This is a genomic window from Streptomyces sp. NPDC050806, assembly GCF_055586425.1.
This window is the reverse complement of record NZ_JBVJIF010000011.1, coordinates 303,166-328,508: the sequence shown is the minus strand read 5'-3', so window position 1 is coordinate 328,508 and position 25,343 is coordinate 303,166. Positions and strand designations below refer to the sequence as shown.

Genomic DNA, 25,343 nt, shown 5'->3' with positions numbered 1-25,343 from the left:
CGGTCACCGGCCCGCTGTCGTGTCCGGACCTTTTCGGTTTCGCCGCGGAACGTGCAGGGCACATCATGCGGTAAGAAGTCGCCGGGAAGCGGAGGCGTGAACGACGAAGGGACGCCGAAGCGTCCCTTGAATCTTCATAGAGCGGTGCCTCAAGTGGCTGTCGTTTCAGCCCGACCGGCCCTTGGGGCGATGGTCAGGTGAGCGCCGGCTCCGCCTGGGATACGTCGATGCTGTCGAGCAGCGAGTCGCCGTGACGTGCGGCAGCGGACAGAGCGTCGTTCTCGGCCTGAATCCTGATGATCTCGGATTCGAGGTCCTGGACGCGCTGCTGAAGCCGTCGCATCTCGGCGAGGACTCGGGGGTCGGAGCCGCCGACGTAACCGAGAAGCGCCTTTGCCATGATGGATGGTCCTCCACACTGAGTGACCGACCGAAGCGGTGGTGGGTCGTGAGGGAATCGCACCCGCGGTGTCTGTCATTCTCTGGTGTACGCAATGCCAAACAGCTAAGGTGCGCGGGGATTCCAGAGTCTCACCAAATGGATTGACGGTCAACACGATCACACCCCGTATCCGAGGGCTCGTGTGCGCGCACGGCGGCAGAAGGCTCGCGGCGACGCTCCGGAAACGAACCCGGGGGCGTGGAGATCATCCTTACTGCGGCAGCCTTCCACGGGTCGACGGAAATGGCAACCACCAGGCGATTTCTGCTCCCCGCCGGTGCCAGCGGCATGCCATGAGGCGGGTCGCCGGCGGCCCGGAAGGCCGGTCGGCGGCCCTTCGTCAGCGGATCGCGAAGCCCTCGTACCCGCCCCGCGGCGTGTCCCAAATCTCACTCACCCCGTCGACCCGCCCGGGCGTGTCCCCGGTCCGCAGCCACTCCAGGAGCTCCTCGCACCGCTCGCGGGGCCCCTCGGCCACCACCTGGACGCGCCCGTCCTCCCGGTTGATGGCGAAGCCGACGAGCCCTCCGATGCGCAGCGCGTTGGCCCGGGTGAACCAGCGGAAGCCGACACCTTGCACACGGCCCCGGACCCAGGCCGTCAGACGGACATCTTCGTTCATGCGTGCACGTTAACCGGCCAATTGCTTGCCGAGCACTTCGGCTCCGCACCCCGTGCCGTACAGTCACGCGACATCAGTGGTCACCCGTACGGGTGATTCAGATGTGGCGTTCGTGGACGCGAGTCCATGACGGTCGTGGACGGAAGGAAGTCACCGGATGGGCCGCCATCGACGCACCGCTCCCGTTGCCCCCGGAGCGCCGCCCGCCGACGCCACCACGGGCCGCCACCGCGGCGTCCGCCCCGCGGGAACCGCACGCCCCACCGCCCCCACCCGCACCGACAGCACCGCCGGCCCCCACGGGGCGCCGCGCCCCAACGCCCCCGCCCGCCCGGGCGGCTTCCTGCGGACCGCCCCCGTACGCACCGGCCTGCTCGGCGTGTCGGCGGCGCTGGCGATGGGGGCCGTGGCCGTCTCGGCGGGGCTGCTGCCGGGCACCGGCACGTACGAGCCCGGGGGCGCGGACGGCTCCGGAGGACGCGTCCGCACCGGCGCGCTGCCGGAGGTGACCAGCACCCAGGGCGCGCGCTCGCCGCTCCCCGCGGACCGCGGCACACCCCCGGCCGACCGCGGCGCCGCCCGCCCGGACGCGCCCGGCGCGAGCTCCTCGGCGGCCGACCGTTCCGCCGGCGACCGGGGCGGCAGGACCGGCGACAGCGGTACCGGGGACGACAGGCCGGGCAACGGCACCTCCGGCGACGGCCGCACGGGCTCCTCGTCCGACCGCGCCGGCGGCTCCGGTACTTCCGACGGCGCGTCCACCCCCGCCCCGGCCGACACCCGCGCGGCGGAACCGGCCCCCGCCGCCGGGGACGCCTCCGCCGCCGCCCGGGTCCTCACCCTGGTCAACAAGGAACGTGTCACCGCCGGCTGCGCCCCGCTCACCGCCGACGGCGGCCTCGCCGACCTCGCACAGGACTTCAGCGAGGACATGGCCCGCCGCGACTTCTTCGACCACACCGACCCGGACGGCGCCACCCCCTGGGACCGCGCGAAGACCGCCGGCATCGCCGACCTCGGCGGCGAGAACATCGCCCGCGGCCAGACCACCCCCGAAGCGGTCATGGACTCCTGGATGAACAGCCCCGGCCACCGCGCCAACATCCTCAACTGCGACTACCGCACCCTCGGCGTGGGCCTCCACCGCTCCCCCGGCGGCCCTTGGTGGACGCAGGACTTCGGCTTCTGACGTCCCTGTCGTCTCTGCCGCCTCCCTCGTCTCGCAGGACGAGCGCACCGCTTGCGGCACGCGCTCCCCGCACAGCTGTCGCGCCTCGCGCTGCGCACCGCTGCGCCCCTGACAGCGCCCTCCCGCCCGGCACGCGTCCGAGCTGACCCTCCGGTGCATGGGGGATGACAGCAGCATGTGCCAGAGCTGCCGCACGGCAGGTCCTGACGTGCAGGCACGCGAACTTGCCGGTCGTCGCGGCCTGCTCTGCGATACCTGCATGAAGTGGCCGGCCAACGTTCTCGCCGCTCTGGACGGCGCCACGGCCGCTCCGCCGGACGGGGCTGCTCCCCCGCTGGAGTGCGACTGCGGTGCCCCGCTCGTACCCATCCGCACGGACTACGGCCGCTGGGTGTATCTCACGGAAGGGGACCGCCCCGCAGAGCGGGTACGTGACCAGCGCTGGCGAGTGGTGACGCACCCGATCCACGGCCGGGTGGCCGTGCGCGTCTTCGACCCCCGCCCCGGGGAGCTCCTGCGCACGACGCACGAGGCCGTGTGTCCGCTTTCCGAAGCCGATCCGATCGGCTAGCGCGCCCGCGGCACCCGCTGGCACCTGGGGCAGTAATAGCTCGACCGGTTCATCCAGGAGCGGCGGCGGATCGGGGTGGTGCAGCGGCGGCAGGGTTCGTCCTCGCGGCCGTAGGCGTCCAGGGAGCGTTCGAAGTAGCCGGACTCGCCGTTGACGTTGACGTAGAGGCTGTCGAAGCTGGTGCCGCCGACGGCGAGCGCGGCGGTCATCACGTCGCGGACGTGGCCCAGCAGCTCGGTGGTGCGGGGGCGCGTGAGGGTGGCGGTGGGGCGGTCGTAGTGCAGCCGGCTGCGCCACAGCGCCTCGTCGGCGTAGATGTTGCCGACGCCGCTGATCAGGGACTGGTCCAGGAGCGCGCGCTTGATCGTCGTACGGCGGCGGCGCAGCGCCGCGTGGAACGCCGCGTCGTCGAAGTCCGCGTCGAGCGGGTCGCGGGCGATGTGGGCGATCACGTCGGGGAGACCGTCGGGGTCGCCGGGGACGGTGGGGTGGAGCGAGAGTCCGCCGAAGGTGCGCTGGTCGACGAAGCGGAGCTCGGTGCCGACCGTGTCCGCGGGGAGGTCGGCGGCGGGCGCGACACCGGGCGCCGCGGGCGCCGCGTCCGGGACGCTCGCCGCGTCCGTGAAGCGGATCCGGATGCGCAGGTGCTTCTCGTCCGGCGCGTCCTGCGGCTGGACCAGGAGCTGGCCGCTCATGCCGAGGTGCGCGAGGACGGAGAGGTCGTCGGAGAGCGGCAGCCAGAGGTACTTGCCGCGCCGGCGGGCCTCGCCCACGCGGTGGCCGGCCAGCCGCGCCGCGAAGTCCGCGCCGCCCGCGGTGTGGCGGCGCACCGACCGCGGGTGCAGGACGTCCACCGTGTCGATGGTCCGGCCGCTGACCCAGCGCTCCAGACCGCGCCGTACGACCTCGACCTCGGGCAGCTCGGGCAAGGGATCTCCTCGGGGAGGCGGATGGGTGCCGTGGGGGCGCCGTGGCGGAGCGGGTACCGGGCGCGGGGCGGAGGAAACCCCGTCCGGTGCCGGGGACGCGCCCCGGGCGCCGGAACGAGGAAACCCCGCCCGTCCCGCCCCGGTGAAGGGGCGGCCGGGCGGGGGCCGCGTGCGCGGGGCACGCGGGAAGGGCTCAGCTCGCGGGGCCGGTGGTGGCTTCCGTGGCGGCCTTGGCCGCCGCGTCCGCCGCCGCGCGGATCTCCCGCCAGGCGGACTCGGCCGCCTGCTGCTCGGCTTCCTTCTTGCTGCGGCCGGTGCCGGTGCCGTACGAGACACCACCGACGCGGGCGGCAGCAGTGAAGGTCTTCTCGTGGTCCGGACCGGTCTCGGTGACCAGGTACTCGGGGACCCCGAGTCCTTCTGTTGCGGTCAGTTCCTGGAGGCTGGTCTTCCAGTCCAGGCCGGCGCCCAGGCTGGAGGACTTCTCGATCAGCGGGTCGAACAGGCGGTGCACCAGTTCGGAGGCCGCGTCGAGGCCCTGGTCCAGGTAGACGGCGCCGATGACGGCTTCGAGCGTGTCGGCGAGGATGGACGCCTTGTCCCGGCCGCCCGTGCCTTCCTCGCCCCGGCCGAGCCGGATGAACGCACCGAGGTCGAGACCCCGGCCCACCTCGGCGAGCGCACGCGAGTTGACCACCGCGGCCCGCAGCTTGGCCAGCTGGCCTTCGGGCAGGTCGGGGTGGGTGCGGTACAGCGTGTCGGTGACCACCAGGCCCAGCACGGAGTCCCCGAGGAACTCCAGGCGCTCGTTGGTGGGCAGACCGCCGTTCTCGTATGCGTAACTGCGGTGCGTCAGCGCACGCACCAGAAGGGCGGACTCGAGCTGGTACCCGAGCCGCCCTTCCAGAAGCGTGTGGGACGAGGCCGTGTCCGCAGACGGAGTCTTCGAGGAGTTCTTCGACGAATCAGCGTCTGACATAGAGCCTGTCACCAGCCGATCAGACCTCGAGGACCTGGCGCTTGTTGTAGGTGCCGCAAGCGGGGCACGCGATGTGCTGCTGCTTGGGCTCGTGGCAGCGCTCGCACGCCACCAGGGTGGGGACCGCAGCCTTCCACTGCGACCGGCGGTGGCGCGTGTTGCTGCGCGACATCTTCCGCTTCGGAACAGCCACGGCTACTTCTCCTGCTTCTCGTCGACGCCCGCATCGGCGCCGCCCATGTTGTCCTTCTCGCCGTCCTGGATGGATTCAGCGAGTCCCTGCAGTGCCGCCCAACGGATGTCGACGGCATCGTGGTGGTGGTCCGGGTCGTCAGCGAGCCGGGCTCCGCACTCGGAGCACAGGCCCGGACAGTCGTCCTGGCACACCGGCTGCATCGGCAGTGCGAGCACCACCGCATCACGCAGCACGGGTTCGAGGTCGAACATGTCGTCCTCGAGGAAGAGGGTGTCCTCCTCGTCCTCGGCGTCGTCGTCCTGATCCGCTTCACGGACCCGGGCGTCGGCGTCGGGGTAGGAGAACATCTCCTGGAAGTCCGCTTCGAGCTCATGCCCGACCGGCTCCAGACACCTTACGCACTCCCCCTTCACGGATGCACGGGCGGTGCCTGTGACAAGCACCCCGTCCATGACCGACTCCAGGCGGAGGTCGAGCTCCGTCGGCGCGCCCTCGGGCACTCCGATGACCTCGTTGCCGAGGCTCGCGGGGGCCTCGACGGAGCGGGAGACCTTCTTCATCGCACCGGGACGCCGGCCCAGCTCGCGTGTGTCGAACACGAGAGGGGAGCGGTGGTCGAGGCGGGCGTTGATGGCTTCCTGCTTTCTACGGCGGTACGGTCCGCCCGCGCCGCCGTAGCGGCTGCCGGGCAGCACAGATCGCGGACGTATGCGCGACCGAACAGCCAGGATACTGGACGCGCCGCGATTGACCCAATCCGCGGCCGTCGCCCCCCGGGGAGGCGCGCCGACGGCCCTCGCGGGTCCCCGCCGGCGCCCCTGACCGTACGGTCAGCGCCCCTGCTCGTACTGCTGCTCGTACTGCCGCAGCTGGTCCAGGTCGATCATGCTGGTGTCGAAGAGGCTGGTCTCGTCCAGGGCGGCGGGCTGCTGGCCGTGGTGCTGCTGCGGCTCCTGGCCGGGCGGCATCTGCTGGGGCTGCGGGGGGAGGTACCCGCCGGCGTCGTACCCCTGCTGGGCGTGCTGCCCCTGCTGCCAGCCGTAGCCGTACGGGTCCTGCTGCTGAGCGTACTGCTGCGGCTGCTGATAGCCGTACGCGTCCTGGGTGTACCCCGCCGCGGCGTAGTAGTCCTGCTGCTGCGCGGCGGCCGCGGGCTGCACGTCCGGCGGCATGAGGGGCTGCGGCGGAAGCTCCGTACCGGGCTGCGCGACCGGCTGCGGGGCCGCCGCCTGCTGCTGGGCCGTGGCGAGGTCGGCGAGGTACTCGGCGTCGCCGGACTGCGGCAGCCCCGTCGCGGGGTCGGTGTGCGCCGCGAACTGCGCGCCCAGCTCGTCCGTGGGCTGCGCGCCCAGGAGCTTCTGGCGGCCGCGGCCGACCGCCTCCAGGGTCTTGGACAGCACGGCCTCGAAGGCACCGAACTTGGCGTCGACGTACGCGTCGGCCCGCTGCCGCAGCGTCTCCGGGTCCGCGCTGCGCTCGGGCGCCTCGGTGTCCGCGTACCCGTCCTGGTCCAGGCCCGGGCCGCGGCCGAGCAGCTTCTCGCGGCCGCGGTCCACGGAGCCGATGGTCTTGGTCAGCACGACCTCGAAGTTGGCGAGCTTGCTGTCGACGTAGTCGTCGGCCTCGGCGCGGATCTCCTCGGCCTCCCGGCGGGCCTCGGCCAGGATGCGGTCGGCCTCCTCCTGGGACTGCCGGGCGATCTGCGTCTCGGAGAGCAGCGAGCCGCGCTGGGCGTGCGCGCTCTCGATGATCCGCTCCGCCTCCGCGCGGGCCTCCTCGACCAGCTGCTCGCGCCCGCCGAGCAGCTCCTGCGCCTGCGCGAGGGACCCCGGGAGCGCGGCCCGCACCTCTTCGAGAAGTGCCAGCAGCTCGGCGCGGTTGACCACGCAGGAGGCCGACATGGGCATGGACCGGGCATGGCCGACGGTCTCGACGATCTCGTCGAGCTTCTTCTGCACGTCCACTGGGGGCTCGCCACTCTCTGGGGGATGAAACGACGGAACGGGACCGACTGTACGGCCACTCGCCCACGCGCCGACACCCACTGACGCCCCGTCAGCCGGACGGCCCTCCGCCGCTTCCGGCGTCACTTCTCCCCGAGACGCTCCGTGAGGGCTTCGAAGACGAAGTCCGGCACCAGGTGCGAGACATCGCCGCCCCAGGCCGCGACCTCCTTGACCAGGCTGGACGAGAGGAAGCTGTAGGTCGGGTTGGTCGGGACGAAGAGCGTCTCGACGCCGGAGAGGCCGTTGTTCATCTGGGCCATCTGCAGCTCGTAGTCGAAGTCGCTGACCGCGCGCAGGCCCTTCACGATGGCCGGAATGTCACGCTGCTTGCAGAAGTCGACGAGCAGGCCGTGGAACGCCTCGACCTCGACGTTCCCGTACTCGGCGGTCGCCCGGCGGATCAGGTCGATCCGCTCCTCGACCGTGAACAGGCCCTGCTTGGACTTGTTGATCATCACGGCGACGTGGACCACGTCGTAGAGCTTGGAGGCCCGGGCGATGATGTCCAGGTGCCCATTGGTGACGGGGTCGAACGACCCCGGACAGACGGCACGGCGCACTTCAGGTTCCTCGCTCTCCGATCCGGTCATGACTCGCTTGCCGACGTGGCGGGCCGCTCGTCCTTCTCGTCGTCCTCGCACGTCGAAGCGGCGCGACCGTACCAAAGCGTGGCCTCGCCGTAGCGGCGGGAACGCAGGCCCTCGAATCCCTCGGGCCAGCGGAACTCTCCGCCTCGGGTGCTGCGCTCCACGGTGGCGAGCGCGTCGCCCGTGATCCAGCCCTGCGAGCGGAGTGTGAGGAGTATCTCCCGAAGATCGTCGTCGCTCACCGCGTACGGCGGGTCCAGGAAGACGATGTCGTACGGCTCTCCGGAGACCGGCCCCGCGGCGACCTGTTCGGCCTTCGCGGCACGGAACTCGGCGCCCGGCAGCCCCAGGCTGCGGATGTTCTCCCGGATCGTCCGGGCGGCCCTCGCGTCGGCCTCGGCCAGCAGCACCGCGGCGGCGCCCCGGGAGAGCGCCTCCAGGCCGACCGCGCCGGACCCGCCGTACAGATCCAGCACCCGGGCCCCGGCCAGCGGGCCGTCCAGCGCCTCCCAGGTGGAGAACAGGCCCTCGCGCGCCCGGTCGGAGGTCGGGCGGGTGCCCGTGCCGGGCGGCACGGCCAGGCGCCGGCCGCCGGCCGTGCCGGCGATCACGCGGGTCATACGATCTTCGTCCTCGTCCTGTGCTGCCCATGCGGCCCATGGGCGGGGCGGGGCCGGGAACGGTCCCGCACCCCCACGATATGGCGTGCGCGCCTCACCTGCCGTCGGTCTCCTCGGCGCCGCCCACCAGCGCCGGTGAGGCGTACCGCGACCAGGACAGGCAGCCGTCCGGCGGGCAGTACTCCGGGCGGCGCGGGTCGTGGCCCAGCTCGCGGAGCTTCGTCCGTACCGAATCGGGCGTGCGGCCGAAGCGGGCGGCGATCCGCGCGATGGTCTCGCCCGCGTGGAACCGGCGGGTCAGGTCCTCCTCGTGCTGCGGCACCCAGGGGGCGCCGTGCCCGGGGAACAGCTCGCGCAGCACGTCCCGGTCCGGTATCGGCTCGGCCACGTCGGCCACCAGCGCGAGGGCGCGCAGGGCACGGTTCAGCGCGATCCGCAGGGCCGGTACCTCGGTCAGGGGCAGGGTGAGGGCGCCGGAGGCGAGGAGCGTCTCGGGCGCGTCCTCGTGCCAGCCGGTGAGGGTGAGGGTGACGGTCGCGTCGTCGTCGCTGGCGAGCTCGATGCGGAAGACCTTGTCGCCGAGCGGCAGTTCGTTCAGATGCCGGAATGCCATGAGAGGCCCCCCTGGTCCGCGCACGGCCGGCCACCGGAGAGAGAAGATCAGGACCGGCTCGTACGGAATTCAGTCTCCCAGGGGGCTCTGACAATCGGCCCGTACCGCCGGCGGCGGGGCCGGCACAACGGAGGCACGGCCGCCCCGGACCGGCGCCTCACCCCTTGTCCAGATAGCTCTCCCGCTCGGTGTCCAGCAGGGCGTCCAACGCGACCCGCAGCTCGGGGAGTCCGGCCAGCTCCGGGTCGTTCGCCACCGTCACCGTCGCCTCCTCGCGGGCCGCCTCGATGACGTCCTCGTCCTCGATGACCGCGAGCATCCGCAGGCTGGAACGCACCCCGGACTGCGCCTGCCCCAGCACGTCGCCCTCGCGCCGCTGCTCCAGGTCGATCCGGGACAGCTCGAAGCCGTCCAGGGTGCTCGCGACGGCGCCGAGCCGGGCCCGCGCCGGGCTTGCCTCGGACATCTCCGTCACCAGCAGGCACAGGCCGGGCGCCGAGCCACGGCCGACCCGGCCGCGCAGCTGGTGCAGCTGCGAGACGCCGAACCGGTCCGCGTCCATGATCACCATGGCGGTGGCGTTCGGGACGTTCACCCCGACCTCGATGACGGTCGTCGCGACCAGGACGTCCACCTCACCGGCGGCGAACCGGCGCATCACGTCGTCCTTGTCGTCCGGCTGCATCCGGCCGTGCAGCACCTCCACGCGAAGCCCGGACAGGGGGCCCTTCGCCAGCTGCTCGGCAACCTCCAGCACCGCCAGCGGCGGCCGCTTCTCCGCCTCCTCCGCCGCGGCCTCCTCCTCGGCGTCCCTGCCCTTCTTCTTCGCGCCCTTCGGCTCCTCCTCGTCCCCGATCCGCGGACACACCACATACGCCTGATGCCCGCCCTCGACCTCCTCGCGCACCCGATCCCAGGCGCGCGCGAGGAAGTGCGGCTTGTCCTTGGCCGGCACCACATGGCTCGCGATCGGCGACCGCCCGGCCGGCAACTGGTCCAGTACGGAGGTCTCCAGATCGCCGAAGACCGTCATCGCGACCGTGCGCGGGATCGGCGTGGCGGTCATCACCAGGAGGTGCGGCGGCTGCTTCCCCTTGGAACGCAGCGCGTCCCGCTGCTCCACCCCGAACCGGTGCTGCTCGTCGACCACGACCAGGCCCAGATCGAGGAACTGCACCTTGTCCTCGATCAGCGCATGCGTACCGATCACGATCCCGGCCTCACCCGTGACGAGATCCAGCAGCGCCTGCTTCCGCGCGGCAACCCCCATGGACCCGGTCAACAGCACGACCTTCGTCCCGTGCTCCGCTCCCCCGAGCATGCCCCCCTCGGCCAGCTCCCCCATCATCTCCGTGACCGACCGATGATGCTGCTGAGCCAGCACCTCCGTGGGCGCCAGCATGGCCGCCTGCCCGCCGCTGTCGACCACGGAGAGCATGGCGCGCAGGGCGACCATCGTTTTCCCGGAACCAACTTCTCCCTGCAGCAGCCGGTGCATCGGGTGGTCCGTGGCGAGGTCGTCGAAGATCTCGCGGCTGACCTTCTGCTGGCCGTCGGTGAGGGTGAAGGGGAGGCGGGCGTCGAAGGCGTCCAGGAGGCCGTTCTCGGTCAACGGGCGGGGGACGGCGGGGAGCTGGGTCTCGGCGAAGCGGCGGCGGGCCAGCGCGACCTGGAGGACGAAGGCCTCGTCCCACTTCAGGCGGGCCCGGGCGTCCTCGATGTCGGCCCGGGTGGCGGGGCGGTGGATCTTGAGCAGTGCCTCGGGCAGCGGGACCAGGCCGCGGCCCTCGCGGAGCGCGGGCGGGAGCGGGTCGACCGCGTCGCGGGCGTTGGGCAGGACGGCGTCGACGGCCTTGGCGACCTTCCAGGACGGCATCTTCTGGGCCGCCGGATAGATCGGCAGGAGCTGGTTGGCGAACGCGTCCACGGCCTCCTCGCCGCCCTCGCCCGCGAGGAGTTCGTACTCGGGGTGGGCGAGCTGGAGCTTGCGGTTGAAGACCGAGACCTTGCCCGCGAACATCGCGCGGCGGCCCGGGAGCAGGTCGTGCCGCGGCTTGTGGATGCCCTTGCCGAAGAAGACCAGCTGGAGCCGGCCGCTGCCGTCGGTGAGGGTGACCTCCAGGCGCTGGCCCCGGCCGTGGTTGAAGGTGTGCACGCGGGCGTCCGCGACCCGGGCGACGACCGTGACGTGCTCGTCCAGCGGGAGGTCGGCGAGGGTGGTCAGCTCGCCGCGCTCGGCGTACCGGCGGGGGTAGTGGTGCAGCAGATCGCCGACCGTGTGCAGGCCGAGGTGCTCGGCCAGCACCTTCGCGGTGGTGCCGCCGAGGATCTTCTTCAGGGGTTCATCCAGCACGGGTCCATTGCACACCACGCCACTGACAAGCGGCGGGAGGACCGGGATTCGAGTGGCGCGAAGGGGCGCGGGACGCCGGCCGGGGCCGGCTACTCCACGCCGATCAGCAGCAGCGGGGCCTGCCGGCCGCCCTCGTACACGACCGTGTCCACGGCCAGGTGGCGCTCGCGTACGTGGCGTTCGAGCCGGTCGGCCAGGTTCTGGGGGAAGCCCTCGCCCAGCACGAGGGTGACCATCTCGCCGCCCGCCGACAGCATCCGGTCCAGTACGTCGGCCGCGACGGCGACCGGGTCCGCGCCGATCACCGCGACGTCGCCGTCCACCAGCCCCAGCACGTCACCGGCCTGGCAGACCCCGGCCATGGTCCAGGACTGGCGTTCGGCGACGGCCAGCTCGCCGTACCGGGTGGCGCCCGCGGCCGAGGTCATGGCCACCACGTCCTCGTCGAACGAGCGGCCGGGCTCGTGGACGGCCAGCGCCGCGATGCCCTGGACCGCGGCGCGGGTGGGGATCACGGCGACCCGTACGCCCTCGGTACGGGCCTGCCCGGCCGCCGCGGCGGCCGTGTGCCGCAGCTCGGCGTCGTTCGGCAGCAGCACCACCTCGCGGGCGTGCGCCTGCCGGATCGCCTGGACCAGCTCGCCGCTGGCGGGCGGCTCACCGGGCCGTACGGAGACCACGCACGCGCCGGCCTCCGTGCACAGCCCGGCCAGCCCGTCCCCGGCCACCACCGCGACCACGGCCCGCTCCACCCGCTCGGGGGCCGGCCCCCGGGCGGAGCCGGAGCTCCCGAAGTGTGTGACACGGATCCGGTACGGGCGGCCCGCCTCGATACCGGCCTCGACGGCCGCGCCCGCGTCGTCCACGTGCACATGGACGTGGAACAGTCCGTCCCCGCCGACCACGACCAGGGAGTCACCGAGCCCGTCCAGGCGGGTGCGGAGCCGGGCCACGGCGTCGTCGGCGGCCTCCAGGAGGTAGATCACCTCGAAGGCGGGCCCGTCGGCGGCGGCGTGCTCGTCGGCGCCGCAGCCGCCCGCGTCGGCGACGACCGCGACGGGATCGGTGCCGGCCCTTACTGCGGGCGCGCCCACCGCGATACGTACGCCGCCGGCCGCGGCCGTGCGCTCTCCGGAGAGCGCGTCGGCGAGCGCCCCGAGGACGGCGACCAGGCCGCAGCCGCCCGCGTCGACCACACCGGCCCTGCCGAGCACGGCGAGCTGTCCCGGGGTGGCCTCCAGCGCCTTCCCCGCGCCTTCGTGGGCCGCGCGCGCCACGGCCACCACGTCGCCGTCCGGCGCCACGCCCGCGGCGGCGTCCGCCGCCGCGGTCGCCACGGTGAGGACCGTGCCCTCCACGGGGTGCGCCACCGCTTCGTACGTGGACGCGGCGGCCCGCCGCAGCGCTCTTCCGAGGGCGTCGGCCGTACCGTGCTCCGCGTCACACCCCTGCGCCGTACCGGGGGCCGCCGCCAGCACCTCCGTCATGCCGCGCAGGAGCTGCGCGAGGATCGTGCCGGAGTTGCCGCGGGCCCCGATGAGCGCGCCGTGCGCCATGGCGCCGATGGCGTCGGCGAGGCCGGGGGCCGTGCCGGAGGCCGCGTGCCCTTCGAAGGCGGCGTCGACGGCGCGGGCCGCGGACTCCATGGTCAGGTAGAGGTTGGTGCCGGTGTCACCGTCCGCGACGGGATAGACGTTGATCGCGTCGATCCGCTCGCGGTCCCGGCCGAGCGCCTCCAGGGCCAGCCCGCACCATGCGTGTACCGCGGCGGCGTCGAGCGTGTGGGGCACGGATGTCCTCCTCGGTCGGGGCCGTGCACCGCAGGGTAGCCGCGGACGGAGCGGGTGCTCGGGGCGGGGCCCCGCGCGGTCATGGTAGTTTCGTAGGGCGGGAGCGGTCGTTGTATGCTGCTCCGGTTGCCCGATGCGAATCGGGCCATTCCCCCTCCCGGCACCGCTTGTCGTTCAATGCACTCGGCGCGCTGGGAATTACCGTAAGTGCATCTGAAGTCTTTGGAGTGACCCGTGGCTGCCAACTGCGACGTCTGCGGCAAGGGGCCGGGCTTCGGCAAGAGCGTTTCTCACTCGCACCGCCGCACCAACCGTCGTTGGAACCCCAACATCCAGACGGTGCGCGCTGTGATCGGGCGCACGCCGAAGCGGCTCAACGTCTGCACCTCGTGCATCAAGGCCGGCAAGGTCGCGCGCTGACGTTACGTCGTGGCGCAGCCTGCCGGTTGCCTTGAAGCCGGTCCACCTCAGGGTGGGCCGGCTTTTTTGCTGTTCCGGGGGTGCCCGCACCGGGGTGCGGCCGCCCCCGGCATGCCTCAGCGCAGCCGCCAGCCGTGATCGACCGGGCCGATGCCCTCGCCCAGCCGGAAGCCGTGCGCGATCGCGCCCGTGACGTACTCCTTCGCCGCCGCCACGGCCTCCGGAACGGTGTCGCCGTGCGCCAGCCGCGCGGCGATCGCGCCGGCGAGCGTGCAGCCCGTGCCGTGCGTGTGGCGGTTGTCGTGGCGCGGGGCGCGCAGCCAGTGCTCCCGGTCGCCGTCGGTGAGCAGGTCCGCGGCGTCGCCCGGCAGGTGCCCGCCCTTGATCAGGGCCCAGCGCGGGCCGAACTCCAGGACGGCCGCTGCGGCCCGCCGCATGTCGCCCTCCTCGTGCACCTGTACGCCCGTGAGCTGGGCGACCTCGTCGAGGTTGGGGGTGGCGACGGTCGCCGTCGGCAGCAGCTTCGTACGGACCGCGTCCAGGGCCGTGGCGGCGAGCAGCGCGTCGCCGTGCTTGGAGACGCCCACCGGGTCGACGACCACGGGGGCGGTGACCTCGGCGAGCAGGGCGGCGACGGTCTCGACGAGTTCGGGTGAGGAGAGCATCCCGGTCTTGACGGCCTGGACGCCGATGTCGTCCACGACGCTGCGGAACTGGGCGCGTACGGCCTCGGCGGGCAGCTCCCACGCGCCCTGCACGCCCAGGGAGTTCTGGGCGGTGACGGCGGTCAGCACGCTCATGCCGTGCGTACCGAGCGCGAGCATCGTCTTCAGGTCCGCCTGGATCCCCGCGCCGCCGCCGGAGTCGGAGCCGGCGACGGTCAGGACGCGTGGTGGTGTGTACATGCTCCGAATCTAAACGACGCCGGCCGGGTCCGGTCGGGGCCGGTCGGCCGGCCCCGGTCGACGCAGGTCAGCCGACCACGTCGTCGTCCCCGAAGTGGTCCCAGCCGCCCTTGGTCCAGGGCGCGCCGTCCACCGTGACCTGGGGCAGCGCGGAGGGGTTGAGGACCTCACCGATGACCTTCCAGCGGGCCGGCAGCTTCACGTCCGGCGGGAAGGTCGCCACGATGGCGTGGTCCTCACCGCCGCTGAGCACCCACTGCAGCGGGTCCACGCCGCAGGCGGTACCGATGTCGGCCATCTGCGAGGGCACGTCGATCTTCTGGGACTGCAGGTCGATGCGGACCTTGCTGGCCTCGGCGATGTGCCCGAGGTCGGCGACCAGGCCGTCGCTGACGTCGGTCATCGCGGTGGCGCCGAGCCCGGCGGCCGCGGGGCCCGCGTGGTACGGCGGCTCCGGCCTGCGGTGCGCCTCCACGAAGGCGCGCGGGGAGCGGAAGCCGCGGGTGAGGACGGCGTGCCCGGCGGCGGACCAGCCGAGCCAGCCGGTGACCGCGACGACGTCGCCGGGCTGGGCTCCGCCGCGGGTGACCGGCTCGACGTTGCGCAGGTCGCCGAGGGCGGTGATGGCGACGGTGATGATCTCGCCGCGCACGACGTCGCCGCCGACCACGGCGGCGCCGGCGACCTGGCACTCGTCCCGCAGTCCGTCCATCAGCTCGGTGACCCAGGTGGCGGGGAGTTCGGCGGGGACCACGAGGCCGAGCAGGATGGCGGTGGGGACCGCGCCCATGGCGGCGATGTCGGCGAGGTTCTGGGCGGCGGCCTTCCGGCCGACGTCGTAGGCGGTGGACCAGTCGCGGCGGAAGTGCCGCCCTTCGAGGAGTACGTCGGTACTGGCCACGACCCGGCGGTCCGGCGCGGTGACCACGGCGGCGTCGTCGCCGGGGCCGATGCGTACGGCCGGGGTGGAGGTGAGCCGCGAGGTCAGCTCTCTGATGAGGCCGAACTCCCCCAACTCGCCCACGGTGCCCTTCATGCTGTTGCCCTTCCCATGCGTACGGACCTTCCGTACTCCACTGACGCGTCGCGCACGGCCGGCGCCGCCCTCCCGGACGGCCGCGCTCCGGGTGACGCGATCCGCGCCGGCCGCCGCGAACTGTTGGCCGCGTCGGCCGCGCGGGTCTCCCCGCTCCGCTCGGCGACGCGGTACCGTGGCGTCCCTTCTTCCCACATGATCCTCGAAGCCGCCCTGGAGGTCCCGTGGTACAGGCCTACATCCTGATCCAGACCGAGGTCGGCAAGGCCTCCGCGGTCGCCGAAGTGATCGCCAAGCTGCCCGGCGTGGTCCAGGCCGAGGACGTGACCGGTCCCTACGACGTGATCGTGCGTGCCCAGGCTGACACGGTCGATGATCTGGGCCGCATGGTGGTCGCCAAAGTCCAGCAGGTGGACGGGATCACGCGCACCCTGACCTGCCCCGTCGTCCATATCTAGCCCCCCGTATGCTCGGCCGGGTGAAATTCTCGCCCCGCCGGTCGCTCCCTCTGCCCCTGCTCGCCGTGCTGATCACCGCGGTGGGCTGTGCCCCGTCCGACGATTCGGCGAGCGTGGCGGTTCCCGCCCCGAAGGGTGAGGCCGCCCGGCTCTGCCGGGCACTGCACGGGGAACTGCCCGGCACGGTGGACGGTCTGAAGCGGCGGACCGCCGATCCCGTCTCCGACTTCACCGCCGTATGGGGGTCGCCCGCCGTGCGCCTGCGGTGCGGCGTGCCGAAGCCCGAGGTGCTGCAGCGCGGTAATGAACATTACAACCCGCTGCAGGACGCCGCGAAAATCAACGGCGTCGAGTGGGTCTTCGAGAAGCAGGACGACGGCTACCGCTTCACGACCGTGCTGCGCAGGGCGTACGTCGAGGTGACGGTGCCGGGGAAGTACGCACCCGAGGTCGACGTGCTCACCGACCTGGCGTCGGCCGTACGGAAGACCGTTCCGGTCGGGGTCGTGTAGGCACGCAAGACCGTTCCGGTCGGGGTCGCGCAGGAGCGTAAGGCCGTTCCGGTCGGGGTCGTGCGGGGCACGCCCCGACCGGGGACGCCGCGGGCTCAGCGCAGGCCCGTGGAGCGGTGCAGCGCCGCCTGGATGAGCCGGTCGACCAGCTCGGCGTAGCTCACGCCGGACTCCTGCCACATCCGCGGGTACATCGAGATGGGCGTGAAGCCGGGCAGGGTGTTGATCTCGTTGATGACGAACTCGCCGTTGTCCTGCAGGAAGAAGTCGGCCCGCACCAGGCCCTCGCAGGACGCCGCCTCGAAGGCCTGCACGGCCAGTTCCTGGACGCGCGCGGTCTGCTCCTCGGTGAGCGGCGCGGGCACCAGTCCGGTGGCCGAGTCGATGTACTTGGCCTCGAAGTCGTAGAAGTCGTGGGCGGTGACCGGGGGGATCTCGGCAGGCACGCTGGCCCGCGGACCGTCCTCGAACTCCAGTACGCCGCACTCGATCTCGCGGCCGCTCAGCAGCGCCTCAACGATGATCTTCGGGTCGTGGCGGCGGGCCTCCTCGACGGCCTCGTCCAGCCCGGCGAGGCCGTCCACCTTGGAGATGCCCATGGAGGAGCCGGCCCGGGCGGGCTTCACGAACAGCGGCCAGCCGTGCTCGGCGGCGAAGTCCACGATCTTCTTGCGGGCGGCGGAAGGATCCTGCTCCCACTCGCGCGGGCGGATGACCTCGTACGGGCCGACCGGCAGCCCGAAGGAGGCGAACACCCGCTTCATGTAGTCCTTGTCCTGGCCGACGGCCGAGGCGAGCACGCCGGAGCCCACGTAGGGCACCCCGGACAGCTCCAGGAGGCCCTGGAGGGTGCCGTCCTCGCCGTACGGGCCGTGCAGCACGGGGAAGACCACGTCGACGTCGCCGAGCGCCTTCGGGACCTGGCCGGGCTCGCTGTAGACGACCTCACGGCTGGTGGGGTCGACCGGCAGGACGACGGCGCCGTCCGCGGACTCGGCCAGCTCCGCGACGCTCGGCAGCTTCCGGTCCGTGATGGCCATCCGCTCCGGGGCGTCGGCGGTCAGCGCCCAGCGGCCGTCCGACGTGATGCCGATCGGCAGCACGTCGTACTTCTCGCGGTCGATGGCGCTCAGGACGGCGCCCGCGGTGACCACCGAGATGGCGTGCTCGGAGCTGCGCCCGCCGAACACGACGGCGACGCGGGGCTTCTGGGAGGAGGTCTCGCTGCTCATATCGGACCGAGACTACCTGTTGGTACGGCCGATGCGAATGTCCTGGGCGGCGTGGGGTGCTTCTATGGGCCATGTCCCCCGCTCCGTGGCAGGGCCCCTCCCTCTCCCCGGTCCAGCGGGCTCTCCCCAGTCCAACAGAAGACCCCCCGTCCCCATGGCCAAGGCCCCTCCCCCACCTCCACCACGCACAAGGCGAAGTTAGCCCGCACGCCCCGCGGCCGTGAGGGCCTGTGGACAACGGCTCATGGCAGGCGGGACGGCCTGTGGACAACCACCGGCTCAGTGCCGCTCCGACTTGGCCGACCGCGACATCAGTTCCTTCAGCGCCACCAGCGGCGGCTTGGCGTCGTGGACGATGTTCACCACCGTTTCGGTGATGGGCATCTCCACACCGTGCCGGCGGGACAGATCCAGCACCGATTCGCAGGACTTCACGCCCTCCGCGGTCTGCTTGGTGACGGCGATGGTCTCTTCGAGGGTCATGCCGCGGCCGAGGTTGGTGCCGAAGGTGTGGTTGCGGGAGAGCGGCGAGGAGCAGGTGGCGACCAGGTCGCCCATGCCCGCCAGCCCCGCGAACGTGGCCGGGTCCGCCCCCAGCGCGAGGCCCAGCCGGCTGGTCTCGGCGAGGCCCCGGGTGATCAGGGACGCCTTGGCGTTGTCGCCCAGGCCCATGCCGTCCGCGATGCCCACCGCGAGCCCGATGACGTTCTTCACCGCGCCGCCCAGCTCCGCGCCGACCACGTCGGTGTTGGTGTACGGGCGGAAGTACGGGGTGTGGCAGGCGGCCTGCAGGCGGGTGGCGACGGCCTCGTCGGCGCAGGCGACGACCGCGGCGGCGGGCTGCCGGGCGGCGATCTCCTTGGCGAGGTTCGGGCCGCTGAGCACGGCCACCTGCTCGGAGGGCACCTTCGCGACCTCTTCGATGACCTCGCTCATCCGCTTGGCCGTACCGAGCTCGATGCCCTTCATCAGGGACACCAGGACGGTGTCGGCGGGCAGCAGCGGCGCCCATTCGGCGAGGTTGGCGCGGAGCGTCTGGGAGGGCACGGCCAGGACGGTGAACTCCGCGCCCTCGGCGGCCTCGGCGGGGTCGGTGGTGGCCCGTACGGTCTGCGGCAGCTCCACGCCCGGGAGGTAGTCGGGGTTGGTGCGGGTCGTGTTGATGGCCTCGGCGAGCTCCGCGCGGCGGCCCCACAGGGTCACCTCGCAGCCCGCGTCGGCCAGCACCATCGCGAATGCGGTGCCCCACGACCCCGTGCCGTAGACGGCGCAGCGCGTCACTTGCCTTCATCCTCCTGAGTGCGGCCGGACGCCTCGTCCTGCCGTCGCATCTGCTGGGTCTTCCGGCGCTGTTCGGCGCGGGCCTTGCGGTGGTCGTACGGCTCGGCGGGCGCGGGCTCGTCGCGGACCTCGGCCAGGATCGCGGTCACTGCCGTCATGATGCGGTCGGTGACGGCGCGCAGCACCTCGGCGGTGGGCTCCTGGCCGTAGAACTCGTCCAGGTCGACGGGCGGGCCCGCCTTCACGCGCAGGGTCTTGCGCGGGAAGAGGTTGAGCTTCTTGTCCTTGGCGTACGGCGGCATCGCCTCGTTGGCGCCCCACTGGGCGACGGGGATGACGGGTGCCTTGGTGAGCAGGGCGACGCGGGCCGCTCCGGTCTTGCCCTGCATGGGCCACATGTCGGGGTCCCTGGTGAGGGTGCCTTCGGGGTAGAAGGCGACGCATTCGCCCCTGTTGATGGCGTCCACTGCGGCCCGGAATGCGGTGGCCGCGTCGGTGGACTCGCGGTAGACCGGGATCTGTCCTGTGCCGCGCATGACCGCGCCGACGAAGCCGCCCTTGAAGAGGCCGGCCTTGGCGAGGAATCGCGGGACCCGTCCGCTGTTGTACTGATAGTGCGCGTAGGAGAGCGGGTCGAGATACGAGTTGTGGTTGACCGCGGTGATGAATCCGCCCTCGGCCGGAATGTTCTCCATTCCCTGCCAGTCCCGCTTGAACAGCACCACGAGCGGCGGTTTTGCGATGACCGCTGCGAGGCGGTACCAGAAGCCGATTCTGTGGCGGGACACTCGGACACCCTCCTTGTGGGACCTGCTGAGCTGCGGCGACCCGGCAGCCGCACAAGTGTCGCCCCCGGTACCCGGTCTGTCGAGGACACCGTATCCCCGCGCCCTGCTGCGGGCGGCGGCAGCGGGTGACAATGCTGCCGATGCGAGAGGAAGGAGCGGTCGCGGTGTGGAGCCTGGTGGTGCCCCTGAAACCGCTGGTGCGGGCCAAGAGCAGGCTGTCGGCCGCGGCGGATGCCCGGTTCCGGCCCCGGTTGGCACTGGCGTTCGCACTGGACACCGTGGCCGCGGTACTGGCGTGCCCGGTGGTACGGGATGTGGCGGTTGTCACGGATGATCCGCTGGCCGGTGAGGGGCTCGCGGCCCTGGGTGCGCGCATTGTGGCCGACACTCCGGCGGCCGGGCTGAATCCGGCGATCGCGTACGGCGCGGAGGCCGTACGGGCGTGCCGTCCCGATGCCGCGGTGGCGGCGTTGAACGCGGATCTTCCCGCGCTGCGCCCGGCGGAACTGGAACGGGTGCTCTCGGCTGCCGCGCAATTTCCGCGTGCATTTCTCGCGGATGCGGCGGAAATCGGTACGACGCTGCTGACCGCGGCGCCGGGGGTGGAATTGGCGCCGGCTTTCGGCGGCGCCTCGCGTGCCCGGCACAGGGCGTCGGGGGCGCGGGAGATCGCGCTGTCCGGTGTGCGGTCGGTGCGGCAGGACGTGGACACCCCGGAGGACCTCAGGGCGGCGCTGGAGCTGGGTGTGGGGGCGCGGACGGCCCGGCACACGGCGGCCATTTCGGCGCGTATCGCGGCGCTGGGGGTCCAGGGGGCCTGAGGGAGCCGGGGGTGGCCCGCAGGGCGTCCGGAGGGTGGTTCAGAACGTCTGGAGCGTGATGAGGGTGATCCGGCGGTTCTCGCCGTCGCCCGTCACGTCGATGCGGACGCGCTGGCCGGGCCGGAGGAGCCGCAGGGCGCCGGCGTCGAAGGCGGCGGCGTCGAAGGGCAGCGGGGTGCCGTCGTCGAGCAGCACGCTGCCGGTGCGGCTGTCGGCGTCGTAGGTGTATGCGGTGGCCTGCATGGTCAGAGCCTAATCGGGTGGGGCGCGGACAACACACCGCGGGCCGGGCTCCTCAGGGGAGCCCGGCCCGTCGCGAGGGTCCGCAGGAAGGTCAGCGCTTGCGCGCGGTGGTCTTCTTGGCGGTGGTCTTGCGGGCGGTGGTCTTCTTGGCCGGGGCCTTCTTCGCCGTGGTCTTCTTGGCCGGGGCGGTCTTCTTGGCGGTGGCGGTCTTCTTCGCCGGGGTCGCCTTCTTGGCGGTGGTGGCCTTCTTGGCCGTGGTGGCCTTCTTCGCCGGGGTCGCCTTCTTGGCGGTGGTGGCCTTCTTCGCCGCGGTCTTCTTCGCCGGCGTCGCCTTCTTCGCGGCGGTGGCCTTCTTCGCGGCCGTGGTGGTCTTCTTCGCCGCCGACTTCTTGGCGGTGGCCTTCTTGGCCGCGGCCTTGGCGGTCGTACGGGTGGAAGAGCCGCCGGAAAGGCTGCCCTTCGGGGCCTTCTTGACGGCCACGTCGTTCTTGGGGAGCTTCTTGGAGCCGCTGACCAGGTCCTTGAAGCCCTGTCCGGCGCGGAATCGCGGCACGGAGGTCTTCTTCACCCGCACTCGCTCACCCGTCTGCGGGTTGCGGGCGTAGCGAGCCGGGCGGTCGACCTTCTCGAACGAGCCGAATCCGGTGACCGAAACGCGGTCGCCGCCGACCACGGCACGGACGATGGCGTCCAGGACCGCGTCGACCGCGTCTGCGGCGTTCTGACGTCCGCCGAGCTTGTCGGCAATGGCTTCTACGAGCTGCGCCTTGTTCACGTCTTCCCCTTCGGAGACATTGCTGGAACGAATGTGTTCAAGCTTTTTCGCACGTTAGGCAGATATATACCGCAAATCAAACACGAAACGGGCTAATCACCCTTGTGCCGCAACGAACTCGACCGTCACGGAGTTCCGTCGGCATCCACATCTTCGGGATAACGGCCTTCGTCGAGGTCGTTCATGAACCGCTCCAGACGCCGTGCCGCGCCGGCGAGATCGTGTTTTGCCGCAGCCGTGATGACGAGCAGCTTCCGGGTCAGCGCCATCCGTACGCCCTCCGGGACTTGCAGTGTCCGCACTCTTGTGTGTGCGGCCTTGAGGCGGTCGGCGACGAGACCGTAGAGCTCCAGTTGGCCGTCGCGTTCCATGCGCTAATTGTGCCATCTGCGGTGAGTTGTCGCTTCACGGGGCCTCAACACGCCACTCAACAAGACGAAGCGCCCCTTGCCAAGTAGCAAGGAGCGCATCGTATGCAAGATGTCTTTCAGCCAGAAAATCCCGAGGTCAGGCCACTACCGTCTCCGGCTTGAAGGACGGCCGCTTCGCCTCGTAAGCGGCGATCGACTCCTCCTCCCGAAGGGTGAGGCTGATGTCGTCCAGCCCCTCCAGCAGCCGCCAACGCGCGTTCTCGTCCAGCTCGAAGCCGGCCTTGACGCCCTCGGCCCGCACCTCGCGGTTGACCAGGTCGACCGTCACCTCGGCGGTGGGGTCGGCCTCGGCCAGCTGCTGCAGCGCCTCCACGGTCTCCTGCGGCAGGACGACGGTCAGCAGACCGTTCTTGAGGGAGTTACCGCGGAAGATGTCGGCGAAACGCGAGGAGATGACGGCCTTGAAGCCGTAGTTCTGGAGCGCCCAGACGGCGTGCTCACGGGAGGAGCCGGTACCGAAGTCCGGACCCGCCACCAGGACGGTGGCGCCCTGGTACACGTCCTGGTTCAGCACAAAGTCGGGCTGCTTGCGCCAGGCCTCGAAGAGACCGTCCTCGAAGCCGTCCCGGGTGACCTTCTTCAGCCAGTGGGCAGGGATGATCTGGTCGGTGTCGACGTTGCTGCGGCGCAGCGGGACGGCCCGGCCGGTGTGGGTGGTGAAAGCTTCCATCGTTCTCAGACTCCAGCGGGCGCGGGGACGGCGGCGTCGGACAGGTCGGCCGGGGACGCCAGGTGGCCGAGAACCGCCGTCGCGGCGGCGACCTGAGGCGAGACCAGGTGGGTGCGGCCACCCTTGCCCTGCCGGCCCTCGAAGTTGCGGTTGGAGGTCGAGGCGGAGCGCTCGCCCGGGGCCAGCTGGTCCGGGTTCATGCCCAGGCACATGGAGCAGCCCGCGTGCCGCCACTCGGCGCCGGCCGCGGTGAAGACCTTGTCCAGGCCCTCCTCGACGGCCTGCAGCGCCACCCGGACGGACCCGGGGACGATGAGCATGCGTACGCCGTCGGCGACCTTGCGGCCTTCCAGGAGGGCGGCGGCGGAGCGCAGGTCCTCGATGCGGCCGTTGGTGCACGAACCTACGAAGACGGTGTCCACCTTGATGTCCCGCAGCGGCTGACCGGCCGTCAACCCCATGTATTCCAGGGCCTTTTCGGCGGCGTACCGCTCCGAAGCGTCCTCGTAGGACGCCGGGTCCGGGACGCGCTCGGACAGCGGCGCGCCCTGGCCGGGGTTGGTGCCCCAGGTCACGAACGGCGCCAGCTCGGAGGCGTTGATGACGACCTCGTGGTCGAATACCGCGTCCTCGTCCGTGCGCAGCGTCTTCCAGTACTCGACCGCGGCGTCCCAGTCCGCACCCTTCGGGGCGTGGTCGCGGCCCTGGAGGTAGGCGAAGGTGGTCTCGTCCGGGGCGATCATGCCCGCGCGGGCGCCCGCCTCGATGGACATGTTGCAGATGGTCATCCGGGCCTCCATCGAGAGTTTCTCGATGGCGGAACCGCGGTACTCGATCACATAGCCCTGGCCGCCGCCGGTGCCGATCTTCGCGATGATGGCGAGGATCAGGTCCTTGGCGGTGACGCTGTCGGGCAGCTCGCCGTCGACCGTGATGGCCATGGTCCTGAACGGGGACAACGGCAGCGTCTGGGTGGCCAGCACGTGCTCGACCTGGCTGGTGCCGATGCCGAAGGCCAGCGCGCCGAAGGCGCCGTGGGTGGAGGTGTGCGAGTCACCGCAGACCACGGTGGTGCCCGGCTGGGTCAGTCCCAACTGCGGTCCCACGACGTGGACGACGCCCTGCTCGACGTCGCCCAGCGGGTGCAGCCGGACGCCGAACTCCGCGCAGTTCTTGCGCAGCGTCTCCAGCTGGGTGCGCGAGACCGGGTCGGCGATGGGCTTGTCGATGTCCAGCGTGGGGGTGTTGTGGTCCTCGGTGGCGAGGGTGAGGTCCGTACGGCGCACCGTTCGGCCGGCCTTGCGCAGGCCGTCGAAGGCCTGCGGGCTGGTCACCTCGTGCAGCAGGTGCAGATCGATGAAGAGGAGGTCCGGCTCGCCTTCCACGCGCTTGACGACGTGGTCGTCCCAGACCTTCTCCGCGAGTGTCCGTCCCATCGCTGTCCCTCCGGCCGGCCGCTTCGCCGGCCCAACTCGTCCGATTGCGCGCCGCTCGTACCCCTCGTACCGGGCGGTACACAGGCCCCTGGTCCAGGACCTCGCTTCAAGAGTGGCGACTTCCGCAGAAAATTGAACTTGCGTTTCACAGTGTGAGACGCGAGTATCGTTGCATGGACAACTCTAGCGGCGTCGGCGTTCTCGACAAGGCGGCTCTGGTATTGAGCGCTCTGGAGTCCGGTCCGGCCACTCTCGCCGGGCTGGTCGGAGCGACCGGGCTCGCGCGCCCCACGGCGCACCGGCTTGCGGTAGCACTGGAACACCACCGGATGGTGGCGAGGGACATGCAGGGCCGGTTCATCCTCGGACCACGGCTGTCGGAGCTGGCCGCGGCGGCCGGCGAGGACCGCCTGCTGGCCACGGCCGGTCCGGTGCTCACGCACCTGCGCGATGTGACGGGCGAGAGCGCCCAGCTCTATCGCCGGCAGGGCGACATGCGGATCTGCGTGGCCGCGGCCGAGCGGCTCTCCGGCCTGCGGGACACCGTCCCGGTGGGCTCCACGCTCCCGATGAAGGCGGGCTCCTCCGCGCAGATCCTGATGGCCTGGGAGGAGCCGGAGCGGCTGCACCGCGGCCTTCAGGGCGCGCGCTTCACCGCGACCGCGCTCTCGGGCGTACGGCGCCGTGGCTGGGCCCAGTCGATCGGCGAGCGGGAGCCGGGCGTGGCCTCGGTCTCCGCGCCCGTACGCGGCCCCTCGAACCGTGTGGTGGCCTCCGTGTCGGTCTCCGGGCCGATCGAGCGCCTGACGCGTCACCCGGGCCGGATGCACGCCCAGGCCGTCATCGACGCGGCCGCGCGCCTCAGCGAGGCCCTGCGCCGTACGAGCTGACCTCCGCCGTACGAGCCGACCGCTCCCCCGGGCCTGCCGTCGCCAACGCCGCCGGCGGCGGGCCGGGGCTCTTTTCGCTCTTTTCGCTCTTTTCTCTTGACACATACGCCTCTCCCAGGAAACCACGGCACTTGCGTGTCGGAGAGGTGGGAGAAGTGCGCGAGACGGGAGATCTGCGCGGGATACGAAAAAGGCCCTTCACCGAAGTGAAGGGCCTTTCTTCTGTACCCCCGACCGGATTCGAACCGGCGCTACCGCCTTGAGAGGGCGGCGTGCTAGGCCGCTACACAACGGGGGCTGGCCTGCTGCCATCAGCAGGAGGTGCAGTTCACCTGCTCAACTGCGCTGGCCTACCAGGACTCGAACCTAGACTAACTGAACCAGAATCAGTCGTGCTGCCAATTACACCATAGGCCATGGTGGTGTAGACCAATCCAGGACCGGTCCACCAGTACCCCCGACCGGATTCGAACCGGCGCTACCGCCTTGAGAGGGCGGCGTGCTAGGCCGCTACACAACGGGGGCCCTAGCGATCCTCGCCATCACCG

At 71.7% G+C, this 25,343-nt stretch carries 29 protein-coding genes and 3 tRNA genes; 7 read left to right on the top strand and 25 right to left on the bottom strand.

Translation table 11 applies throughout. The annotated features are described in order from the left end of the window. Positions 1-193 precede the first annotated feature (193 nt). Both ACZ6WH_RS33130 and ACZ6WH_RS33125 read right to left on the bottom strand, forming a co-directional pair. Entirely contained in the window at positions 194-400 is a 207-nt protein-coding gene (locus tag ACZ6WH_RS33130; RefSeq protein WP_030623651.1) for a hypothetical protein, read from the bottom strand. Positions 401-782: 382 nt separating this feature from the next. Then, positions 783-1,064, bottom strand: a complete 282-nt coding sequence (locus ACZ6WH_RS33125; protein WP_432859145.1) for an acylphosphatase — start codon at positions 1,062-1,064, stop codon at positions 783-785. Positions 1,065-1,221: 157 nt separating this feature from the next. On the opposite strand from ACZ6WH_RS33125, the gene ACZ6WH_RS33120 reads away from it, so the two are divergent. Both ACZ6WH_RS33120 and ACZ6WH_RS33115 read left to right on the top strand, forming a co-directional pair. After that, positions 1,222-2,253, top strand: a complete 1,032-nt coding sequence (locus ACZ6WH_RS33120; protein WP_469733099.1) for a CAP domain-containing protein — start codon at positions 1,222-1,224, stop codon at positions 2,251-2,253. A 259-nt stretch (positions 2,254-2,512) separates the two neighbouring features. After that, the gene (locus tag ACZ6WH_RS33115; RefSeq protein WP_469733097.1) at positions 2,513-2,824 is read left to right on the top strand and encodes a hypothetical protein; all 312 of its coding nucleotides are present in this window, start codon (positions 2,513-2,515) and stop codon (positions 2,822-2,824) included. Here the strand turns inward: ACZ6WH_RS33115 and mutM are convergent. From mutM to ACZ6WH_RS33065, 10 genes are all read right to left on the bottom strand, one after another. Beyond that, positions 2,821-3,753 (bottom strand): bifunctional DNA-formamidopyrimidine glycosylase/DNA-(apurinic or apyrimidinic site) lyase, encoded by a 933-nt coding sequence (mutM, locus tag ACZ6WH_RS33110; protein ID WP_469733095.1) that lies wholly within the window; start codon positions 3,751-3,753, stop codon positions 2,821-2,823. The genes ACZ6WH_RS33115 and mutM overlap by 4 nt on opposite strands. A 193-nt stretch (positions 3,754-3,946) precedes the next feature. Further along, positions 3,947-4,732: a ribonuclease III gene (gene rnc / locus ACZ6WH_RS33105; RefSeq protein WP_432859137.1), complete on the bottom strand. Its 786-nt coding sequence runs from the start codon at positions 4,730-4,732 to the stop codon at positions 3,947-3,949. 19 nt (positions 4,733-4,751) lie between these two features. Beyond that, positions 4,752-4,925 carry a 50S ribosomal protein L32 gene (gene rpmF, locus ACZ6WH_RS33100; RefSeq protein WP_028802425.1) on the bottom strand — a complete coding sequence of 58 codons (174 nt, stop codon included), beginning with the start codon at positions 4,923-4,925 and terminating at the stop codon, positions 4,752-4,754. A 2-nt stretch (positions 4,926-4,927) separates the two neighbouring features. Next, positions 4,928-5,527, bottom strand: coding sequence for a YceD family protein (locus ACZ6WH_RS33095; RefSeq protein WP_432864742.1), 600 nt, complete (start codon positions 5,525-5,527; stop codon positions 4,928-4,930). 231 nt (positions 5,528-5,758) lie between these two features. Then, positions 5,759-6,892 (bottom strand): ATP synthase F0 subunit B, encoded by a 1,134-nt coding sequence (locus ACZ6WH_RS33090; RefSeq protein WP_469733092.1) that lies wholly within the window; start codon positions 6,890-6,892, stop codon positions 5,759-5,761. Between the two features lie 122 nt (positions 6,893-7,014). Continuing rightward, positions 7,015-7,524, bottom strand: a complete 510-nt coding sequence (gene coaD, locus ACZ6WH_RS33085) for a pantetheine-phosphate adenylyltransferase (RefSeq protein WP_361556157.1) — start codon at positions 7,522-7,524, stop codon at positions 7,015-7,017. Further along, a complete protein-coding gene (rsmD, locus tag ACZ6WH_RS33080) occupies positions 7,521-8,141 on the bottom strand; it encodes a 16S rRNA (guanine(966)-N(2))-methyltransferase RsmD (protein ID WP_432859134.1) in 621 nt (206 codons plus the stop codon). Before rsmD ends, coaD begins: the two co-directional genes overlap by 4 nt. Before the next feature lie 94 nt (positions 8,142-8,235). Then, a complete protein-coding gene (locus tag ACZ6WH_RS33075) occupies positions 8,236-8,754 on the bottom strand; it encodes a hypothetical protein (RefSeq protein ID WP_432859132.1) in 519 nt (172 codons plus the stop codon). A 157-nt stretch (positions 8,755-8,911) separates the two neighbouring features. Then, positions 8,912-11,107, bottom strand: coding sequence for an ATP-dependent DNA helicase RecG (recG, locus tag ACZ6WH_RS33070; RefSeq protein ID WP_469733090.1), 2,196 nt, complete (start codon positions 11,105-11,107; stop codon positions 8,912-8,914). Positions 11,108-11,196: 89 nt separating this feature from the next. Next, positions 11,197-12,897: a DAK2 domain-containing protein gene (locus ACZ6WH_RS33065; protein WP_469733088.1), complete on the bottom strand. Its 1,701-nt coding sequence runs from the start codon at positions 12,895-12,897 to the stop codon at positions 11,197-11,199. A gap of 234 nt (positions 12,898-13,131) precedes the next feature. Here ACZ6WH_RS33065 and rpmB point away from each other — a divergent pair, with 234 nt between their 5' ends. Then, positions 13,132-13,317: a 50S ribosomal protein L28 gene (gene rpmB / locus ACZ6WH_RS33060; protein WP_030267048.1), complete on the top strand. Its 186-nt coding sequence runs from the start codon at positions 13,132-13,134 to the stop codon at positions 13,315-13,317. A 116-nt stretch (positions 13,318-13,433) separates the two neighbouring features. On the opposite strand, the gene thiD is transcribed toward rpmB, so the two are convergent. Together thiD and ACZ6WH_RS33050 are read right to left on the bottom strand one after the other, a co-directional pair. Further along, positions 13,434-14,222 carry a bifunctional hydroxymethylpyrimidine kinase/phosphomethylpyrimidine kinase gene (thiD, locus tag ACZ6WH_RS33055; RefSeq protein ID WP_469733085.1) on the bottom strand — a complete coding sequence of 263 codons (789 nt, stop codon included), beginning with the start codon at positions 14,220-14,222 and terminating at the stop codon, positions 13,434-13,436. Positions 14,223-14,289: 67 nt separating this feature from the next. Next, on the bottom strand, positions 14,290-15,258 hold the full coding sequence (locus ACZ6WH_RS33050; RefSeq protein ID WP_469733084.1) for a thiamine-phosphate kinase: 969 nt from the start codon (positions 15,256-15,258) through the stop codon (positions 14,290-14,292). 224 nt (positions 15,259-15,482) lie between these two features. On the opposite strand from ACZ6WH_RS33050, the gene ACZ6WH_RS33045 reads away from it, so the two are divergent. Next, on the top strand, positions 15,483-15,716 hold the full coding sequence (locus tag ACZ6WH_RS33045; protein ID WP_469733083.1) for an Lrp/AsnC family transcriptional regulator: 234 nt from the start codon (positions 15,483-15,485) through the stop codon (positions 15,714-15,716). An 8-nt stretch (positions 15,717-15,724) separates the two neighbouring features. Continuing rightward, positions 15,725-16,228: a DUF3515 domain-containing protein gene (locus ACZ6WH_RS33040; RefSeq protein WP_432859122.1), complete on the top strand. Its 504-nt coding sequence runs from the start codon at positions 15,725-15,727 to the stop codon at positions 16,226-16,228. Positions 16,229-16,323: 95 nt separating this feature from the next. On the opposite strand, the gene ACZ6WH_RS33035 is transcribed toward ACZ6WH_RS33040, so the two are convergent. From ACZ6WH_RS33035 to ACZ6WH_RS33025, 3 genes are all read right to left on the bottom strand, one after another. Continuing rightward, positions 16,324-17,460, bottom strand: coding sequence for a D-alanine--D-alanine ligase family protein (locus tag ACZ6WH_RS33035; protein ID WP_469733081.1), 1,137 nt, complete (start codon positions 17,458-17,460; stop codon positions 16,324-16,326). Positions 17,461-17,739: 279 nt separating this feature from the next. Further along, entirely contained in the window at positions 17,740-18,741 is a 1,002-nt protein-coding gene (locus ACZ6WH_RS33030; RefSeq protein WP_469733079.1) for an NAD(P)H-dependent glycerol-3-phosphate dehydrogenase, read from the bottom strand. Next, on the bottom strand, positions 18,738-19,529 hold the full coding sequence (locus ACZ6WH_RS33025; RefSeq protein ID WP_469733077.1) for a lysophospholipid acyltransferase family protein: 792 nt from the start codon (positions 19,527-19,529) through the stop codon (positions 18,738-18,740). The genes ACZ6WH_RS33030 and ACZ6WH_RS33025 overlap by 4 nt, the downstream gene beginning before the upstream one ends. A 140-nt stretch (positions 19,530-19,669) precedes the next feature. On the opposite strand from ACZ6WH_RS33025, the gene cofC reads away from it, so the two are divergent. Beyond that, entirely contained in the window at positions 19,670-20,350 is a 681-nt protein-coding gene (cofC, locus tag ACZ6WH_RS33020; RefSeq protein WP_469733226.1) for a 2-phospho-L-lactate guanylyltransferase, read from the top strand. 39 nt (positions 20,351-20,389) lie between these two features. Here cofC and ACZ6WH_RS33015 read toward each other — a convergent pair whose 3' ends face one another. From ACZ6WH_RS33015 to leuC, 5 genes are all read right to left on the bottom strand, one after another. After that, complete coding sequence (locus ACZ6WH_RS33015) at positions 20,390-20,593, bottom strand: hypothetical protein (protein WP_361556119.1); 204 nt, start codon at positions 20,591-20,593, stop codon at positions 20,390-20,392. Between the two features lie 91 nt (positions 20,594-20,684). Beyond that, a complete protein-coding gene (locus tag ACZ6WH_RS33010) occupies positions 20,685-21,368 on the bottom strand; it encodes an HU family DNA-binding protein (RefSeq protein WP_432859111.1) in 684 nt (227 codons plus the stop codon). A gap of 125 nt (positions 21,369-21,493) precedes the next feature. Continuing rightward, positions 21,494-21,739, bottom strand: coding sequence for an SCO5555 family protein (locus ACZ6WH_RS33005; RefSeq protein WP_030267010.1), 246 nt, complete (start codon positions 21,737-21,739; stop codon positions 21,494-21,496). A 136-nt stretch (positions 21,740-21,875) separates the two neighbouring features. Further along, entirely contained in the window at positions 21,876-22,469 is a 594-nt protein-coding gene (gene leuD, locus ACZ6WH_RS33000; protein ID WP_399710685.1) for a 3-isopropylmalate dehydratase small subunit, read from the bottom strand. 5 nt (positions 22,470-22,474) lie between these two features. Next, positions 22,475-23,905, bottom strand: coding sequence for a 3-isopropylmalate dehydratase large subunit (gene leuC, locus ACZ6WH_RS32995; RefSeq protein ID WP_432859109.1), 1,431 nt, complete (start codon positions 23,903-23,905; stop codon positions 22,475-22,477). 173 nt (positions 23,906-24,078) lie between these two features. Here leuC and ndgR point away from each other — a divergent pair, with 173 nt between their 5' ends. Beyond that, positions 24,079-24,795, top strand: coding sequence for an IclR family transcriptional regulator NdgR (gene ndgR / locus ACZ6WH_RS32990; RefSeq protein WP_030624314.1), 717 nt, complete (start codon positions 24,079-24,081; stop codon positions 24,793-24,795). Between the two features lie 225 nt (positions 24,796-25,020). Here ndgR and ACZ6WH_RS32985 read toward each other — a convergent pair. The 3 genes from ACZ6WH_RS32985 to ACZ6WH_RS32975 all read right to left on the bottom strand — a co-directional run bounded on the left by ACZ6WH_RS32985 (position 25,021) and on the right by ACZ6WH_RS32975 (position 25,320). Further along, positions 25,021-25,093, bottom strand: a tRNA-Glu gene (locus ACZ6WH_RS32985). A gap of 47 nt (positions 25,094-25,140) precedes the next feature. Continuing rightward, positions 25,141-25,212 (bottom strand) — tRNA-Gln (locus ACZ6WH_RS32980). Between the two features lie 35 nt (positions 25,213-25,247). Continuing rightward, positions 25,248-25,320, bottom strand: a tRNA-Glu gene (locus tag ACZ6WH_RS32975). Positions 25,321-25,343: the final 23 nt, after the last annotated feature.